The 14,679-nt window shown below is 66.8% G+C and carries 19 protein-coding genes; 13 read left to right on the top strand and 6 right to left on the bottom strand.

Features of this window, described 5'->3' with window-relative positions; translation table 11 throughout:
• Positions 1-3: 3 nt before the first annotated feature.
• On the top strand, positions 4-483 hold the full coding sequence (locus J6U32_RS26435) for a GAF domain-containing protein (RefSeq protein ID WP_208792870.1): 480 nt from the start codon (positions 4-6) through the stop codon (positions 481-483).
• Here the strand turns inward: J6U32_RS26435 and J6U32_RS26430 are convergent.
• The gene (locus J6U32_RS26430) at positions 432-593 is read right to left on the bottom strand and encodes a hypothetical protein (RefSeq protein ID WP_208792869.1); all 162 of its coding nucleotides are present in this window, start codon (positions 591-593) and stop codon (positions 432-434) included. The two genes, J6U32_RS26435 and J6U32_RS26430, sit on opposite strands and share 52 nt — an antisense overlap.
• Positions 594-761: 168 nt before the next feature.
• On the opposite strand from J6U32_RS26430, the gene J6U32_RS26425 reads away from it, so the two are divergent.
• The 3 genes from J6U32_RS26425 (at position 762) to J6U32_RS26415 (ending at position 2,067) form a co-directional block, all read left to right on the top strand.
• Complete coding sequence (locus J6U32_RS26425) at positions 762-1,208, top strand: Hsp20/alpha crystallin family protein (RefSeq protein WP_208796344.1); 447 nt, start codon at positions 762-764, stop codon at positions 1,206-1,208.
• Positions 1,209-1,272: 64 nt separating this feature from the next.
• Positions 1,273-1,452: a hypothetical protein gene (locus J6U32_RS26420; protein WP_208792868.1), complete on the top strand. Its 180-nt coding sequence runs from the start codon at positions 1,273-1,275 to the stop codon at positions 1,450-1,452.
• Between the two features lie 138 nt (positions 1,453-1,590).
• On the top strand, positions 1,591-2,067 hold the full coding sequence (locus J6U32_RS26415) for a glutathione peroxidase (protein WP_006367966.1): 477 nt from the start codon (positions 1,591-1,593) through the stop codon (positions 2,065-2,067).
• Positions 2,068-2,163: 96 nt separating this feature from the next.
• On the opposite strand, the gene J6U32_RS26410 is transcribed toward J6U32_RS26415, so the two are convergent.
• The gene (locus J6U32_RS26410; protein ID WP_244332400.1) at positions 2,164-3,213 is read right to left on the bottom strand and encodes an NAD(P)-dependent alcohol dehydrogenase; all 1,050 of its coding nucleotides are present in this window, start codon (positions 3,211-3,213) and stop codon (positions 2,164-2,166) included.
• A 171-nt stretch (positions 3,214-3,384) separates the two neighbouring features.
• Positions 3,385-4,044 carry a hypothetical protein gene (locus J6U32_RS26405; protein WP_208792867.1) on the bottom strand — a complete coding sequence of 220 codons (660 nt, stop codon included), beginning with the start codon at positions 4,042-4,044 and terminating at the stop codon, positions 3,385-3,387.
• Positions 4,045-4,084: 40 nt separating this feature from the next.
• Between J6U32_RS26405 and J6U32_RS26400 the strand changes: the two genes are divergently transcribed.
• From J6U32_RS26400 to J6U32_RS26375, 6 genes are all read left to right on the top strand, one after another.
• Complete coding sequence (locus J6U32_RS26400) at positions 4,085-4,933, top strand: siderophore-interacting protein (RefSeq protein ID WP_208792866.1); 849 nt, start codon at positions 4,085-4,087, stop codon at positions 4,931-4,933.
• A gap of 182 nt (positions 4,934-5,115) precedes the next feature.
• A complete protein-coding gene (locus J6U32_RS26395) occupies positions 5,116-6,036 on the top strand; it encodes a metal ABC transporter solute-binding protein, Zn/Mn family (RefSeq protein WP_244332398.1) in 921 nt (306 codons plus the stop codon).
• 4 nt (positions 6,037-6,040) lie between these two features.
• Positions 6,041-6,844: a metal ABC transporter ATP-binding protein gene (locus J6U32_RS26390; RefSeq protein ID WP_208792865.1), complete on the top strand. Its 804-nt coding sequence runs from the start codon at positions 6,041-6,043 to the stop codon at positions 6,842-6,844.
• A gap of 7 nt (positions 6,845-6,851) precedes the next feature.
• Positions 6,852-7,745, top strand: coding sequence for a metal ABC transporter permease (locus tag J6U32_RS26385; protein ID WP_208792864.1), 894 nt, complete (start codon positions 6,852-6,854; stop codon positions 7,743-7,745).
• Positions 7,745-8,605 (top strand): metal ABC transporter permease, encoded by an 861-nt coding sequence (locus J6U32_RS26380; protein ID WP_208792863.1) that lies wholly within the window; start codon positions 7,745-7,747, stop codon positions 8,603-8,605. The genes J6U32_RS26385 and J6U32_RS26380 overlap by 1 nt, the downstream gene beginning before the upstream one ends.
• A gap of 91 nt (positions 8,606-8,696) precedes the next feature.
• The gene (locus tag J6U32_RS26375; protein ID WP_208792862.1) at positions 8,697-9,731 is read left to right on the top strand and encodes a GGDEF domain-containing protein; all 1,035 of its coding nucleotides are present in this window, start codon (positions 8,697-8,699) and stop codon (positions 9,729-9,731) included.
• Positions 9,732-9,752: 21 nt separating this feature from the next.
• Here J6U32_RS26375 and J6U32_RS26370 read toward each other — a convergent pair whose 3' ends face one another.
• Positions 9,753-10,760 (bottom strand): acryloyl-CoA reductase, encoded by a 1,008-nt coding sequence (locus J6U32_RS26370; protein ID WP_208792861.1) that lies wholly within the window; start codon positions 10,758-10,760, stop codon positions 9,753-9,755.
• A gap of 137 nt (positions 10,761-10,897) precedes the next feature.
• On the opposite strand from J6U32_RS26370, the gene J6U32_RS26365 reads away from it, so the two are divergent.
• From J6U32_RS26365 to J6U32_RS26355, 3 genes are read left to right on the top strand one after another with little or no spacing between them, the layout of a single operon-like run.
• On the top strand, positions 10,898-11,359 hold the full coding sequence (locus tag J6U32_RS26365) for a cupin domain-containing protein (RefSeq protein ID WP_208792860.1): 462 nt from the start codon (positions 10,898-10,900) through the stop codon (positions 11,357-11,359).
• Positions 11,360-11,405: 46 nt separating this feature from the next.
• Positions 11,406-12,242, top strand: coding sequence for an SDR family NAD(P)-dependent oxidoreductase (locus tag J6U32_RS26360; protein WP_208792859.1), 837 nt, complete (start codon positions 11,406-11,408; stop codon positions 12,240-12,242).
• A 40-nt stretch (positions 12,243-12,282) separates the two neighbouring features.
• Entirely contained in the window at positions 12,283-12,714 is a 432-nt protein-coding gene (locus J6U32_RS26355; protein WP_208792858.1) for a PPOX class F420-dependent oxidoreductase, read from the top strand.
• A 31-nt stretch (positions 12,715-12,745) separates the two neighbouring features.
• Here the strand turns inward: J6U32_RS26355 and J6U32_RS26350 are convergent, their stop codons facing one another.
• Together J6U32_RS26350 and J6U32_RS26345 are read right to left on the bottom strand one after the other, a co-directional pair.
• The gene (locus J6U32_RS26350; RefSeq protein WP_244332396.1) at positions 12,746-13,159 is read right to left on the bottom strand and encodes a universal stress protein; all 414 of its coding nucleotides are present in this window, start codon (positions 13,157-13,159) and stop codon (positions 12,746-12,748) included.
• 3 nt (positions 13,160-13,162) lie between these two features.
• On the bottom strand, positions 13,163-14,596 hold the full coding sequence (locus J6U32_RS26345; protein WP_208792857.1) for a CitMHS family transporter: 1,434 nt from the start codon (positions 14,594-14,596) through the stop codon (positions 13,163-13,165).
• Positions 14,597-14,679 lie beyond the last annotated feature (83 nt).

Below are 14,679 nucleotides of genomic sequence, written 5' to 3'. Positions count from 1 at the left end.
ATGATGAGCTTCGACATCGCGACCGCACAGACCGGCACCTACTCCGAGCTCGCCGAGGCCGCGGCGGGCCTCGTTGCCGGCGAGCACGACCGCATCGCCAACGCGGCCAACATCTCCGCGCTGGTGTATCACTCACTGCCCCAGCTGAACTGGGTCGGCTTCTACTTCTTCGACGGCACCGAGCTGGTCGTCGGGCCGTTCCAGGGCAAGCCCGCTTGCGTGCGTATCGGTCTCGACCGCGGGGTGTGCGGCGCAGCGGCACGAACCCTTACGACGCAGCGCGTCGCCGATGTCCATGCGGTTCCCGACCACATCGCCTGCGACGCGCAGAGTCGCTCGGAACTCGTCGTGCCCCTCGTCGGCGCCGACGACGAGCTGATCGGCGTCTTCGACCTCGACAGCCCGGTGCCGGAGCGCTTCACCGCCGACGATCAGCGCGGACTGGAGGCCATCGCGGCGGTCTTCGTCGACTCGCTGCGGTGATCGCCGCGCACCGGTGTCGCCATCACCGTCGACCACCAGCTCGACAGTGGGGACGGGTCGGGCCACACCACGTCGGTGTGGATGGGCGCATCGTGTTCACGGTCGGTCATGCTGTCCTCCTTGTCTTTTCGCCGTGAGACGATCGATGACGACTATTAGCACTCTTTTGCTTCGAGTGCTAGACGAGTGCGCTCGGCGGGGTTATATTGGGACTCGTACAGCGTGAGAGCTGCCTGTCGAAGGGTGGCAGGCAGCCTGGTCTTCAGGAGGTGAGTGCTGTGCTTCGTTTTGATCCGTTCAGTGATGTCGACGCGCTTGCTCGGGGATTGATGACCGGCTCGATGGCCGGTAGTCAGCGCGCCCCGCGGTTCATGCCGCTCGATCTGTACAAGGTCGGCGATCACTACATGCTGATCGCGGACATGCCCGGCGCCGATCCCGGATCGATCGACGTCAACGTGGACAACGGTGTGCTGACCCTCTCGGCGCAGCGCAGCGCCCCGTCGGACGACGGAGTGCAATGGCTGGCCAGTGAGCGGTTCTCGGGGAGCTATCGCCGCCAGATCACCCTGGGCGACGGCATCGACCCGGCCCGCATCTCGGCGACCTACGACAACGGTGTGCTGCATGTGAGCATCCCGCTCGCCGAGGAGGCCAAGCCGCGCAAGATCGCCGTCGAGACCAAGAGCGATCCGCACGCGATCGCGGCCGGAACCCCGGGCTGAGACACCGCGCGGACCGAGGCAGCCCATGGCCGGCCGGGAACCGATGACCACGCAGGAGGTTGTGATGAACATGCCCGCGCACGAACCGATTCCGAAGGCCGACGAGGCCGACTGGGTGGAACAGACCGTCGAGGTCACCGACGACTCCGGTGTCGAGGAGTATCCGTACACGCCCCACGATGACGGTCCCGACACCCAGGCGGAGCCGATCCCCGGTGAGCAGCGCACGCCCGGTTCGCGCTGACACCCGGATCCCGCATCCCCGATGGGGAATCGATGGCGGTGGCGTCACCGACAAACGGTGGCGTCACCGCCGTCACCGCATGAACGGGCGGGCGTAGGCTCGATGTGACGTCACCGACATACGACCCCGGGGGATCTCGTGACCACTGCCTACGACTTCACCGCCACCGACATCGACGGCAATCCCGTCGATCTGAGCACCTATCGTGGCCATCCGCTGCTCATCGTGAACACCGCCTCCAAATGCGGATTCACACCCCAGTATCAGGGTCTGGAGAAGCTACACCGCGAGTACGCCGACCAGGGGCTGGTGGTGCTCGGATTCCCGTGCGATCAGTTCGCGCACCAGGAGCCCGGTGACGAGGACGAGATCAAGAACTTCTGCTCGTTGACCTACGACGTGACCTTCCCGATGTTCGCCAAGGTCGACGTCAACGGCGACGACGCTCATCCGCTGTATCAGTGGCTGCGCCAACAGAAGTCGGGAATCCTGGGCAGCCGGGTCAAGTGGAACTTCACCAAGTTCCTCGTCGACAAGTCGGGTGCGGTGGTGGCGCGGTTCGCGCCGACGGTCAAGCCGGAAAAGCTCACCGACGATATCGACAAAGTGCTCTGACGCCGGCATATCGAGCACGATCGTCTCGGACAACAACTGCGGGGCACCGGTGTGAACCGGTGCCCCGCAGTTCTTTCCACGATGCGGTGTGCCGTATCAGTCGGCCAAGGTCGCCGCGTCGATGACGAAGCGGTAGCGCACGTCGCTGTCGACGACGCGATCGTAGGCCTCGTTGATCCCATCGGCGCTGATGGTCTCGATCTCGGCGCCGATACCGTGCTCGGCACAGAAGTCGAGCATTTCCTGGGTCGGGGCGATCCCGCCGACCATCGATCCGGCCAGCGAGCGCCGGTTGTTCAACAGCGGGAATGCCTTGAACTGCAGCGGATTCTCGGGCAATCCGAGTTCGACGAGGGTGCCGTTGACCGCGAGCAACGAGAGGTACTGGTTGAGGTCGAGGTTCACCGACACCGTGTTGAGGATCAGATCGAACTCGTTGCGCAGTGTGCGGAAGGTCGACTCGTCACTGGTCGCGTAGTAGTGATCCGCGCCGAACCGCTTGCCGTCCTCCTCTTTTCGCATCGACTGGCTGAGCACGGTCACCTCGGCACCGAGGGCGTGGGCGATCTTGACGCCCACGTGCCCGAGCCCGCCCATCCCGATGATGGCGACCTTCTTGCCCGGCCCGGCGCCCCAGTGCTTCAACGGCGAGTACAGCGTGATGCCCGCACACAGCAGTGGGGTGGCCACGTCCAGCTCCAGGCCGTCGGGAATCCGCAGCACGAAGTCCTCGGTCACCACGACCTGCTGGGAATAGCCGCCGTGAGTGAACTCACCCTCGTAGGTGGTGGAGTTGTAGGTTCCCACAGCACCTTTCACGCAGTACTGTTCGTCGCCGTCCTTGCAGGGGCCGCACTCGCCGCAGGACTGGACGAAACAGCCGACGCCGACGCGGTCGCCGACCTTGTGCCGGGTGACCTCGGAACCGACTGCGGACACGGTGCCGGTGATCTCGTGGCCGGGAACCACCGGATAGGTGGTGCCGCCCCATTCGTTGCGGGCGGTGTGGATGTCGGAGTGGCAGATGCCCGCGTAGGCGATGTCGATGAGAACGTCGCGCGGCGCGAGGTCCCGACGTTCGATGGTGGTTTTCGACAGCGGCTGGTCGGGTGCGGTGGCGATGTAGGCGTTGACGGTGGTCGTCACGGGTGTCCTTCCCGAGCGCACGCCGCAACCCGAGGGATATCGGGGGAGTGGCGCGGCTCTACTCGATTGCCTGCACCATCCATTGTGCTCACATATGGCCGCGCGCGCATACTCGCAGCGCACACCGTCGCGGATGCCGGTCCGGGGTGATTTGCGGAGATCGCGCCAGGTCTACGTCCGACGCCACCGCGGTCCGGGATCCACGTCGAGTCCGGCAACGTGCAGCGACCCCACAACGAGGGCCTTGACGGTCCATCGGAGGTCGGTCTCGATGTCGTCGTCGGGGAGGTCGGCGCGTGCGCTCGACGGTCGTTTCTCCCACCCGTAGGAGGCGTAGACGGTATCGGCCAGTGCGACAGCGGCAAACGCGATGCCGGAGAGCAGGGTCCGCGCGGTTGCCGGGTCCAGGTCGTACACCGCGGCGACGCGATGGTGGTGCGCGCCGATCTTGGCGACCATCGTCGCGGTGGTGTCGGTACGACGGGTGAGAAATGGGGTGATGCCGGGGTGGTGGTGCGCGAGCAGACGTATCGACAGCGCGAAGTCGAGGAGGTACTCGTGGATCGGGAGGGTTGGGTGCGGGTCGGGGATCGACCAGTCGAGAAAGATCTGCTCGGCGATGAGTGTGCGCAGTTCGCCGAGGCCGTCCACGTGTTTGTACAGCGCCGCCTGGGTCACCCCGAGCTGCTTGGCCAATCCGGCGAAAGTGACTGCGGGCAGCGTCATCTCGATTCCCGTGGCGATGATGCGGGCACGGTCGAGGGTCGGTGGGCGGCCCCGACGCCGAGGTGGGGCCGGGGCGTCGGGGCCGAGGCTTGCCTTCTCGTCCATAATTTGTATAGTACCCATAAACTAATTGATGGGAGCGCGTATGGCCACCGAGTTCGCCACCCCGTCCGCGGGTTCGGGTGACCCCGACGAGACATCACTGCGCGGCGACGAGCACCGCAGTGGGCTCGCCGACGTCACCGCACGGGTGGTGCGCATCACGCGCCCCAGCGCCGGACTGCTGCGTGTGGTGCTGGACATCGGTGAAGCGGCTCGGGATTCGACGTGGGCGCGGCCGAATGTGGCTGTCCGGATCGGCCTCGACGACGCCGAGGCCCGTTCCCGCGTCTACACCGTGCGTGACGCCGACCTCGACGCGGCACGGATCACACTCGACGTGGTACAGCACGGTGCCGACAGCCCGATGATGCGATGGAGCACGGTGCTTCGTGTCGGCGATGCCGTCGAGCTGACCGGACCGCGTCCACACTTCCTGCCGCCGGAGGGCGGTGCGCGGGTCGCGCTGTTCGCCGATGATTCGGCGCTCCCCGCGCTCTACGAGATCCTGCGGGTCTGGCCCGAGGGGCGATCGGCGATCGCGGTCGTGCAGAGTGACGACGACGTGGCGGTCGGTGAACTGGTGTCCGGTGCGCAGGTCCGTATCGAGCAGGTCTCCGCCGAACCCGGCTCGTTGGTGCGCTCGGCGACCCGGATCGCCGATCCCACCGATCTGGTCGTCTGGGCCGCCGGTGAACGCGACGAGATGCGGTCGCTGCGAGCGTATTTCCGCTCCACCCTCGGCCTGGCAAAGGATCGGACCGCGGTGTTCGGCTACTGGCGACGCGGTGTGAGCAACACCGAGATCGATCGGGTCCGCTTGCGGACCTATAACTCGTTGACGGCGCAGGGCAAGACGCTCGCCGATCTCGACGACCTGGCCCTCGAGGTCTGATCGACTGTCTCCAACGGTCGTCGAAAATACATGCGCGCCGGCGCATCTGGTACTTATCACCCGATAGGCGATCTTCTTCGCATATCGCCCGACGGGGTGGCCGCCGGACGGTTCGCGTCGTACTCTCCTCCTGTTAATGGTTGTCGTTGCCAGTAGGGCGTGAAGCCCGGGACGGATCGAGAGTGCGCATCAGCAGAATGGCGGTGTCGGCGGTGGCCGCCGCGGCGGTGGTGATCGGTATCGCCGGATGTTCGAGTTCGTCGAGCGGGTCCGACGACTCGACGATCCACGCCGTGGCGGCGGAGAACGAGTACGCCGACGTGCTCTCGCAGGTCGGCGGGCACTACGTGTCGGTCTCGGCGATCATGAGCGACCCCAACACCGATCCGCACACCTATGAGGCGAGCCCGGCAGTGGCCAAGGAACTCCGCGACGCGACGCTGGTGGTGCAGAACGGGCTGGGCTACGACGACTTCATGTCCAAGCTCGAGCAGGCGTCCCCGGTCAACGGGCGTAAAGTCGTTGTGGCCCAACAAGTGCTCGGACTGCCGGACTCCACGCCGAATCCGCACCTGTGGTACGACCCCAAGACGATGCCCGCGGTGGCCAATGCCATCGCCGAGGATCTCGGCACGCTGCAACCCGCCCACAAGGACGAGTTCGAGAAGAACGCGGCGGCGTTCACCGCCTCGCTGCAGCCCTGGCTGACCGCCCTGGCGAGCTTTGCCAAGACCCACCCCGCGACACCGGTTGCCGTCACCGAGCCGGTCGCCGACTACATGCTGCAGGCGGCAGGCACCGACATCAAGACCCCCTGGACGCTGCAGGCGGCGATCATGAACGACACCGACCCGTCGCCTCAGGACTCGACGCTGCAGGATTCGCTGCTGAACGGCAAGCAGGTCAAGGTCTTCCTCTACAACCAGCAGGTCACCGACGACACCACCAGCAAGTACCTGGCGCTGTCCAAGTCACACGGCATCCCGGTGGTCGGCGTGTACGAGACGATGCCCACCGGCTACACCTACCAACGCTGGATGACCGCCGAACTCGACGCCATGTCCAAGGCCGTCACCGACGGCACCTCGACCGAGAAACTCTGAGACGGTGGGAGGCCCCGCGGACTCGATTGTGCTTGCCGCGCGCAACATCCGGGTGAGTCTTGGCGGCCAGCCGGTGCTCGACGACGTCTCCGTCGAGGTGGCGCCGGGAGAGTTCGTGGGACTGATCGGCGCCAACGGTGCCGGCAAGACGACGCTGCTGCGCGTGCTGCTCGGAGTGCTTCGGCCACACTCCGGGCAGGTGCATCGGCCCCCGCGTGGCGGAATCGGGTACCTTCCGCAGAAGGTCGGCGTCGATGCCGACACCCCGCTGCGTGCCCGCGACATCGTGGCCCTCGGCATCGACGGCGGACGACTCGGTATACCGCTGCGGCGCAGAAGGTTACGACCCATCGTCGACGAGGCGCTCGAGGCGGTGGACGCGCAGGCTTTCGCCGACAAGCGCATCGGCGAGCTCTCCGGGGGGCAACAGCAACGCGTCCTGCTCGCGCACGCGCTGATCCGGAAACCGCAACTGCTGCTCCTCGACGAACCGTTGGCCGGCCTCGACCCCGGCAGCGCCTCGGACATCGTCGACCTCCTCGACACCCTGCGCTGCACCACGGGGGTGAGCATCGTCATGACCGCCCACGACATCAATGTGCTCCTGCCGGTGATGGATCGCGTCGTCTACCTCGCCGGCGGCAAGGCCGTCGACGGTCGCCCCGACGAGGTGATCACCACCGAGGTGCTCAGCGGGCTCTACGGACGGCCCATCCGCGTCATCCGCACCGACGGGCGAATCCTCGTGCTCGCCGACGACCGGATGTCCTCGCCCGAGCTCGTCGCACCCGACGAGCTCGGGGTCTAGGGGCCGCATGAATAGCGACGAGTGGCTCACCGGATTCTTCGTCACCGAATCGGTCCAGACCGCACTGCTGGTGGGTGGCTTCGCCGCCGCTGTCGCCGCCGTCGTGGGGGTGTTCACCGTCGTGCGCGGGCAGTCCTTCGCCGGTCACGCGCTCGCCGACCTCGGCGCCGTCGGCGGTTCGGCGTCGTTCCTCCTCGGTGTCAGCCAGCTGTGGGGATTCGTGGGGGCCGGCGTCCTCGCGGCACTCCTGATGGAGGTCATCGGGATTCGCCGTATCCAGGGTCGCGACGTGGCCACCGGGGTGACCCTCGGGTTCGGTCTGGGCCTGACCTCGCTGCTGCTGTACCTGGCGACCACCAACGGTTCCGGCGCGTCACACGACGCCACGGTGTCGGTGCTGTTCGGATCGCTGTTCGTCATCGATCGGGCACTGGTGCCGGTCGTCGTCGCCCTCGGCCTCGTCGCACTCGCCCTGGTGGCAGCCATGTACCGGTGGCTGCAACTCGACCTCGTCGACCATGACCTCGCCACCGCCGCCGGCGTGCGAGTTCGGTTGTCCGGCTGCGCCTTCCTGATCGCCTTGGCCCTGGCGGTGGAGTTGTCGTCGCTGACGATCGGCGTCATCCTGTCCACCGCGCTGCTCATCGGGCCACCGGCGACCGCGCTGCTGGTGACCCGGCGGTTCTCCACCGCGATCCTGCTCTCGGTCGCGCTCGGCGTGGCCGCCACCTGGCTGGGCTGCCTGCTCTCCTATGAGAGCCACTATTGGGCTGGTACGCACGGCAATTGGCCGGTCAGCTTCTGCATCGTGACGCTGGTGTTCCTCGCCTATCTCCTCGCGCGTGTGCTGTCGGCAGGCCGCCGACGCCACGTCCCCGTCGCAATACCGGTGCCGAGCTGATGTTCGAGCCGTTTCTGATCAACGCCTGGATTGCCGGCACCCTGGTCGGGATCATCGCAGGTGTGGTGGGGTTCTTCGTCGTCCTGCGCGGGGATTCGTTTCTGGCGCATGCCGTTCCGCACGGTGCCTTCGCCGGCGCCGCGGCCGCGGTCCTGGTGGGCGCCAACCCACTGCTCGGTCTGGGCGTCGCGGCCACCGCCGGTGCGATGACGATCTCCGCGCTGGGCGCGCGCGCCCGACGGGACGTGGCGACGGCGCTGGGCCTCGTGCTCATGTTGGGGCTCGGTGAGTTCTTCCTCAGCCGCGGCGACCAATACTCGTCGCAGGTGTATGCCCTGCTGTTCGGGCAGATCCTCGGAGTGTCGACGATCGCCATCGTCCCGATGGTGGTTCTCGGTGCGCTGTGTGTGCTGACGGTGGCCGTCGTGTACCGGCCCCTGCTGCTCGGCTCGGTGCTACCCGACATGGCGGCCGGTCACGGCGTCGACACCCGGTACACCTCGATGGCCTTCGCGCTGGTCCTGGCATGTGCGACCACGATGAGTGTGCCGATCGTCGGTGCTCTGCTGATGTTCGCCCTGCTCGTAGGTCCGGCGGCGACGGCCCGATGCTTCACCCGCAGCCCGGGTCGGTCGATCGCGGCCTCGGTGGTGCTGTCGGTCGGTGCGGTGTGGGCCGCCATCGCCCTGTCGGTGCAGACCGATTGGCCGATCGGGTTCTTCGTCACCGCGATCTGTGCCGCGATGTACATCGTCGGACGCCTCGCCTCCGTCGTCTCGGCACGACGCGTCGGACGGGCCGTGCGAAAACCGGATCGGCCTCTGCGGACATCGCGCAGGTACTCCACAGCCACCCCGTGACGGTCCTCACGCTGTGAATAAAGTCGTCTATACGTCCGCGCATCGGTGGTTCGCTATCGTCTAGCCCATCCATCAGGCCGACGGGGAGACGGTGAGTTCCACACTGCAGAGGATCACGCGCACGACGGTGGGTTTGTCGACGCTGAATTTCTCGGCGGTGGCAGCGCTGACCCTGGTCGATCCCACCCGGGGGCCAGCGGGAGACGCGGCGCGCGTGTGGCTCGTCTTCGGGATCGTCAGCAATGCCGTTCTTGCGGTGACCTGGTTCTTCAGCAACGTCATGACGCGAGGCGTGGGCGCACGAGCCTTCGGGATCTGGGCCGACGTCGCGACCGCGACGGTGCTGGTCACCTTCGCCGACCCAGGTGAGGCGCTGGTGGGGTGCGTCCTGTTCGCGGTGACCGGGGCGTTCTTCACGTTCTACCTGCCGCGATCGTGGATGCGTGTCCACGTCGTCCTCGTCCTGGGAGTCATCTTGCTGATGGCGGCGCTCTCGGTGCGCGACGGCATGAACTGGGCGACCGTCATCGCCCGCACCGACGTGGTGATCGCCGGTGTGCTCGGCCTACCGATGACCATCCAGATCGTGTGGGCCTCCCAACGGCGTCGTGCCCGACTGTCGGAGATCGACGCCCTGACCCGCATCGCCAACCGTCGTGGCCTCGACCGATACGTCGAATCCGTGTCCCCGATGCAGCACCACGGCGTCCTGGCCGCGATGGTCATCGATATCGACTACTTCAAGTCGGTCAACGACGAGCACGGTCACGATACCGGCGACCGGGTGCTGGTGGCCGTGGCGCAGGCCCTCGTCGAGGCCGTCGGCGATGCCGGGACCGTCGCCCGAAACGGCGGCGAGGAGTTCGCGGTGTTTCTCGCCCTGGACGCCGCATACGAACTGGATGCGACAACAGCGCTCATGCCGGTGTATGTCACGGTTCCCGGGATCGCGCCGGTCAGCCTCAGCATCGGGGTGGCGTCACTGTCGATTCGGGCATCGCAGGAGATGGACGCCTCGGCCGCCTGGCATCTGCTGGCCGCCGCGGACGAGGCCATGTATCGGGCGAAGGCGCGGAGTGGGGCGCGCGTCGAGAGTGTGGATCTGGTGGGCACCACCCCGCCCTGACTCAGGCCCTCGCGGCCGGTGTCAGCCGTCGCCGAGGACCCGCACGACGGTGCGTCCGGTGAGCTTGCCGCCCTTGATCTGCTCGAGCGCCGCGGGCAGCTCGTCGAGTCCGATCTCGCTGATGACGCGGTCGAGATGCGATGGGCGCAAATCGCTTTCGATGCGCGACCAGATCGACCGGCGCAGCTCCGCGCCGATGAGCACCGAGTCGATTCCGAGTAGTGCGACCCCGCGGAGGATGAACGGCATCACCGTGGTCGGCAGATCCGCACCGCCGGTGAGGCCGCTCGCGGCGACCGCACCACTGTGGTTCATGGCGCTCAGGACATACGCCAGGGTCTTGCCGCCGACGCAGTCGACCGCACCTGCCCACACCGACTTGCCGAGCGGCCGGATCTTCGTCTCGTCGTCCACGAGCCGTCCGATGACCTCGGTCGCCCCGAGTTCGCGCAACAGGGGTTCGGCGTCGGGTTTACCGCTCGATGCGGTGACGGTGAAGCCGGCCCCGGCGAGAAGATCGACGCTCACCGCGCCGACACCGCCGGAGGCGCCGGTGACGAGCACCGGTCCGTCGTCCGGGCGCACGCCGTGATCGAGCAGCGCGGCGACGCTCATCGCCGCGGTGAAGCCGGCGGTTCCGATGGCGGCGGCCTCGCGGGTGCTCAGTGATCGCAGCGCGACCACCTGTGCAGCGGGTACGCGCGCATAGTCGGCGTAGCCGCCGTTGGCCTCGGTGCCGATCGGTCCGCCGTGCGCGACGACCCGATCACCGGGGGCGAAATCGGGGTGATCGGAGGCCACGACCTCCCCGGCGACGTCGATCCCTGGAACGATCGGATACGTGCGGACCACCCCGCCGCGCGGCGTGACCGCGAGTGCGTCCTTGTAGTTGACGCCCGAGTAGTGCACGGCGATCGTCACCTCGCCGTCGGGAAGATCGTTCGCGGACAACGTGGTTCGGTCGAGGGAGATCTGTCCGTCGGCCTCGGTGGCCAGCAGGGCGGTGAAGTTCTCTGGCGTGCTCGTCATCGTGGTCCTCCGTTGGGCGTTGATGGTCGCTTCTCCAGTGATGGTAGGCACCGGTGCGCACGAGGGCAGGGCCGGTACTCGCGCACCGGCCCCGTCAATCGCTCCCGCTGCCGATTGTGTCCGGGTACGGTCCGTACATGAGGTCACTCACCCGCGTCCTGGTCGTCCTCGCCGCGTTGGCCACGCTCGGGGCCGTGATACCCGCAGCAGCGCACGCCACGCCGTCGTCGGGTGTCACGGCGGTGACCCTGGCCGAAGGTGACATACCCGCCGACCTGCTGCCGTTCGTGCCGCGCGGGGTACATGTGGCGGTCCGGGAGATCACCATCGCGCCCGGCGGAAGCACCGGCTGGCATTATCACGACGGGGAATTGATCGGGTTGGTGCGGGCCGGCACGCTGACCCATCCGGGCGCCGATTGCGCACCCGTCGTCTACCACACCGGGGACATCATCAAAGAGCCTGCAGGACAAGCAAATACTCACGTGGGCCGAAACCTCGGTACCGGGCCGGTGGTGCTCGACGTGCTCTACCTGATCCCCTTGGGCAAGCCGTTGTTCGAAGATGCGCCCGCACCGGCATGCGACGCACCTCGCTGACCACCTCCCGGATGGCGCCCACATCACCGAAAGTGACTGTCACACCATGAGTCCGCGCACAACCATCGTGATCACCGGTGCCAGCGACGGGATCGGGGCGGTCACCGCCCGAACCCTCGCGGCACCCGATGTCGACCTGATCCTCGTCGGCCGTTCCGCCGACAAACTCGACGCCGTCACCGCCGACACCGGTGCGGTGGGATTCACCGCCGACTATGCGCAACTCGACGACGTCCGCCGGCTCGCCGAGAAGATCCGCGAGCACACCGACCACATCGACGTGCTGCTCAACAACGCCGGCGGTACCTTCGATCCCCGGCACGCCACGCCCGACGGGCACGAACCCAACTTCCAGATCAACCATCTCGCACCGTTTCTGCTCACCCATCTGCTCCGAGACCGGCTGGCGGCGCCGGACGCCTGCCTGGTGGTCAACACCGCCAGCGTCGGCAACCTGGCCGGCCACGTCGACCTGTCCGATCTGGACTACCGACGCCGACGCCCCATCGGCCTGCGTTGTTACGGCACCGCGAAACTGATGAACATCCTGTTCACCCGTGGCATCGCGCAACGGTGGAGCGACGATGGGATCGTCTCCGCCGCAGTACATCCCGGTCCCGCGGCGACGAGTTTCGGTCGTGACTCGGCGTTCGTCGGACTCCTGTATCGCACACCGCTGCGCCACATCGGGACCATCACACCCGACAAGGGCGCGCAACCGCTGATCGAGTTGGCCCGCCGCGGCCCCGACCCGGACATCAACGGGGTGTACTTTCATCGACACAAAGCCAAGGGACCCGAGAACCGCCAAGCTCACGATCAAACATTGATCGACGGATTGTGGTCGGCGTCGGCACAATTGGTGGGGGTCGATCCAGGCTGAGCTCTACCACCATGAACCCGAACCACTCCGAGGAGAACAGATGTCCCGTCCACCGCTTCCCGAGCCCGCCCGCGAACTGTTGGCCAAGGCCAACCCCGCGGTCATGGCGACCGTCCGATCCGACGGCGCGCCCGTGTCGGCGGCCACGTGGTACCTCCTCGACGGCGACCACGTGCTGCTCAACATGGACGACGAACGTGTCCGGCTGCGGCATCTGCGCAACGACCCGCGGGTCACGCTGACGGTCCTCGCCGAGGACAGCTGGTACACGCACGTGACGTTGATCGGTGAGGTCGTCGACTTCCGCGCCGACGACGGGTTCGCCGACATCGACCGCATCTCCCGGCACTACGGCGGCCAGCCGTACCCCGACCACGAGCGGCCCCGGACCACCGCGGTGATGGCTGTGCACCGGTGGTACGGCTGGGGCGCCATGCAGGACAACGACCAGGCGTCACCGACCGCCGACTGACCGACGTGTGAGGTCGGCGCCGCCGACCGTGTCAGTTCGCGGGAGCCTTGACCGCCACGACCGGGCAGGGGGTGTCGAGCAGGATGCGTTGGGTGTAGCTGCCGAGCAGCATTTTCATGGCGGCTGAGCGGTGCCGGATGCCGATCACGACCATGTCGGCGTTGTGGTGCTCGGCGAGACGGACGACGGTGGACGCGGGATCGTCGATCCCACCGTGGATTTCGTGGGTGACGCCCGATGCCCGCAGTCGAGCGGCGAGGTCGTCGGTGCGTTGCGGGGCAACATAGTTGGGGCTGCCGGGTGCGTCGGCACCGCCGGCGGCGACGACGTGCACGGTGGCCGATGCGGTGTGGCCGAGGGCGTTCACGGTGGTCAGCGCCCAGGTGAGGGCGGCGTCGCCCTCCGGCCGGTCATTGACGAGCACAATGTAATTCACTTCTGTCATCTCCTAGATGGGGAAGGCTGCGACGAGGCCGCCGACGCCGAGCATGATCAGCCCGACCACGCACGCTCGCCAGATGGCCTTCTTGGAGTGGTCGGCGAGTTCGACCTTCGCGAGACCGACGAGCAGCAGGAACGCCGCGACCAGTGGGCTCGAGGTGTGTAGCGGCTGACCGATGATCGCGGCGCGGGCCATTTCCTCGCCGGTGATGCCGTAGTGCGAGGCGGTTTCGGTCAAGACCGGTAGGACACCGAAGAAGAAGGCGTCGTTGCTCATGAAGTAGGTCAGGGGCAAGCTCAGCACGCCGGCCACGATCGGTAGGTGGGGGCCGAAGCTTGCCGGGATGATGTCGACGAGCCATCTGGCCATGTCCTCGACCATCCCGGTGCCGTTGAGGACGCCGGTGAGCACCGAGGCGGCGAAGACCAATGACACCACCGACACCACGCTCGACGCGTGCGCTTTGAGTTGCTCGGATTGCTCGGCCACCCGCGGGAAGTTGACGACGAGGGCGATGGCGGTGCCGATCATGAGAATCACCGGCGGCTCGAGCAGGCCGATCACCAGCAGTGTCATCACCGCGATGGTCAGTGCGAGGTTGAACCAGATCAGCTTGGGGCGGGCGTTGGGTCGTTCGAGATGGTCACCGACGGTCGGGAGGTCCGCGAAGTCGCTGTGGTCGTCGTCGACGCCGTCACCGGACGACCCGGTGGCCGGCCGATCGGTTCCGGCTCCGTCGCCACCGTGTCCGGCGCCGACACCGATCATGACCTCGGAATGGGCGTGTTGTGTCTCGGGATCGGTGGAGTCGGGGTCGAGTTCGACGACGCCGAGCCGCTTACGTTCGCTGCGGCCGAGGAAGAACGCGAGCACGAGTACTGCGAGGAGTCCGGCGGCGATCGCCGGGATCATCGGGACGAAGATGTCGATCGGTGACACATCGAGCGCGGCTGCGGCACGGGCGGTCGACCCGCCCCAGGGCACGGTGTTGAGTACCCCGTTGGCGGTGGCCGCGACGACGGTCAGCACCACCGGGCTCATGCCGAGGCGTAGGTAGATCGGTAGCAACGCCGAGGTGACGATGATGAACGTCGTTGATCCGTCGCCGTCGAGGGAGACCACCGAGGTCAGCAGTGCGGTGCCGACCACGAGGCGTAAGGGGTCGTTGTGGGCGAATCGCAAGATCAGGCGGATGAGTGGATCGAACAGCCCGACGTCGATCATGATGCCGAAGAAGGTGATCGCGAAGAACAGCAGCGCTGCGGTGGGCGCGAGCTTGAGCAATGACGTCATGATCATGTCGCTCAGGCCCAGGCCGGCCCCTGCGAACAATCCGAACACGGTCGGTACCAGTATCAGTGCGACGACGGGTGTCAGGCGCTTGCTCAGGATCAGGTACATGAAGACCGTGATCATCGAGAAGCCGAGTATGACCAGCATCGGGACTCTCTCTCGCAGTGGTGTGCATCACTGTATACCATATCGTGTCCATAAGGGAATCCCATTTGGCGCGTTATAGTGTG

The sequence above is a fragment of the Gordonia polyisoprenivorans genome (genome assembly GCF_017654315.1).
Taxonomy (GTDB): Bacteria; Actinomycetota; Actinomycetes; order Mycobacteriales; family Mycobacteriaceae; genus Gordonia; species Gordonia polyisoprenivorans_A.
This window is presented reverse-complemented; position numbering and strand designations above follow the sequence as displayed.

Excerpts from the sequence above, each read along its gene's own strand:
- J6U32_RS26420 (WP_208792868.1), top strand. The coding sequence starts at position 1,273 with ATGAACATGCCCGCGCACGAACCGATTCCGAAGGCCGACGAGGCCGAC.
- J6U32_RS26380 (WP_208792863.1), top strand. The coding sequence starts at position 7,745 with ATGTTCGAGCCGTTTCTGATCAACGCCTGGATTGCCGGCACCCTGGTC.
- J6U32_RS26435 (WP_208792870.1), top strand. The coding sequence starts at position 4 with ATGAGCTTCGACATCGCGACCGCACAGACCGGCACCTACTCCGAGCTC.
- J6U32_RS26370 (WP_208792861.1), bottom strand. The coding sequence starts at position 10,760 with ATGACGAGCACGCCAGAGAACTTCACCGCCCTGCTGGCCACCGAGGCC.
- J6U32_RS26350 (WP_244332396.1), bottom strand. The coding sequence starts at position 13,159 with ATGACAGAAGTGAATTACATTGTGCTCGTCAATGACCGGCCGGAGGGC.
- J6U32_RS26365 (WP_208792860.1), top strand. The coding sequence starts at position 10,898 with ATGAGGTCACTCACCCGCGTCCTGGTCGTCCTCGCCGCGTTGGCCACG.
- J6U32_RS26360 (WP_208792859.1), top strand. The coding sequence starts at position 11,406 with ATGAGTCCGCGCACAACCATCGTGATCACCGGTGCCAGCGACGGGATC.
- J6U32_RS26400 (WP_208792866.1), top strand. The coding sequence starts at position 4,085 with ATGGCCACCGAGTTCGCCACCCCGTCCGCGGGTTCGGGTGACCCCGAC.
- J6U32_RS26405 (WP_208792867.1), bottom strand. The coding sequence starts at position 4,044 with ATGGACGAGAAGGCAAGCCTCGGCCCCGACGCCCCGGCCCCACCTCGG.
- J6U32_RS26355 (WP_208792858.1), top strand. The coding sequence starts at position 12,283 with ATGTCCCGTCCACCGCTTCCCGAGCCCGCCCGCGAACTGTTGGCCAAG.
- J6U32_RS26345 (WP_208792857.1), bottom strand. The coding sequence starts at position 14,596 with ATGCTGGTCATACTCGGCTTCTCGATGATCACGGTCTTCATGTACCTG.
- J6U32_RS26385 (WP_208792864.1), top strand. The coding sequence starts at position 6,852 with ATGAATAGCGACGAGTGGCTCACCGGATTCTTCGTCACCGAATCGGTC.
- J6U32_RS26430 (WP_208792869.1), bottom strand. The coding sequence starts at position 593 with ATGACCGACCGTGAACACGATGCGCCCATCCACACCGACGTGGTGTGG.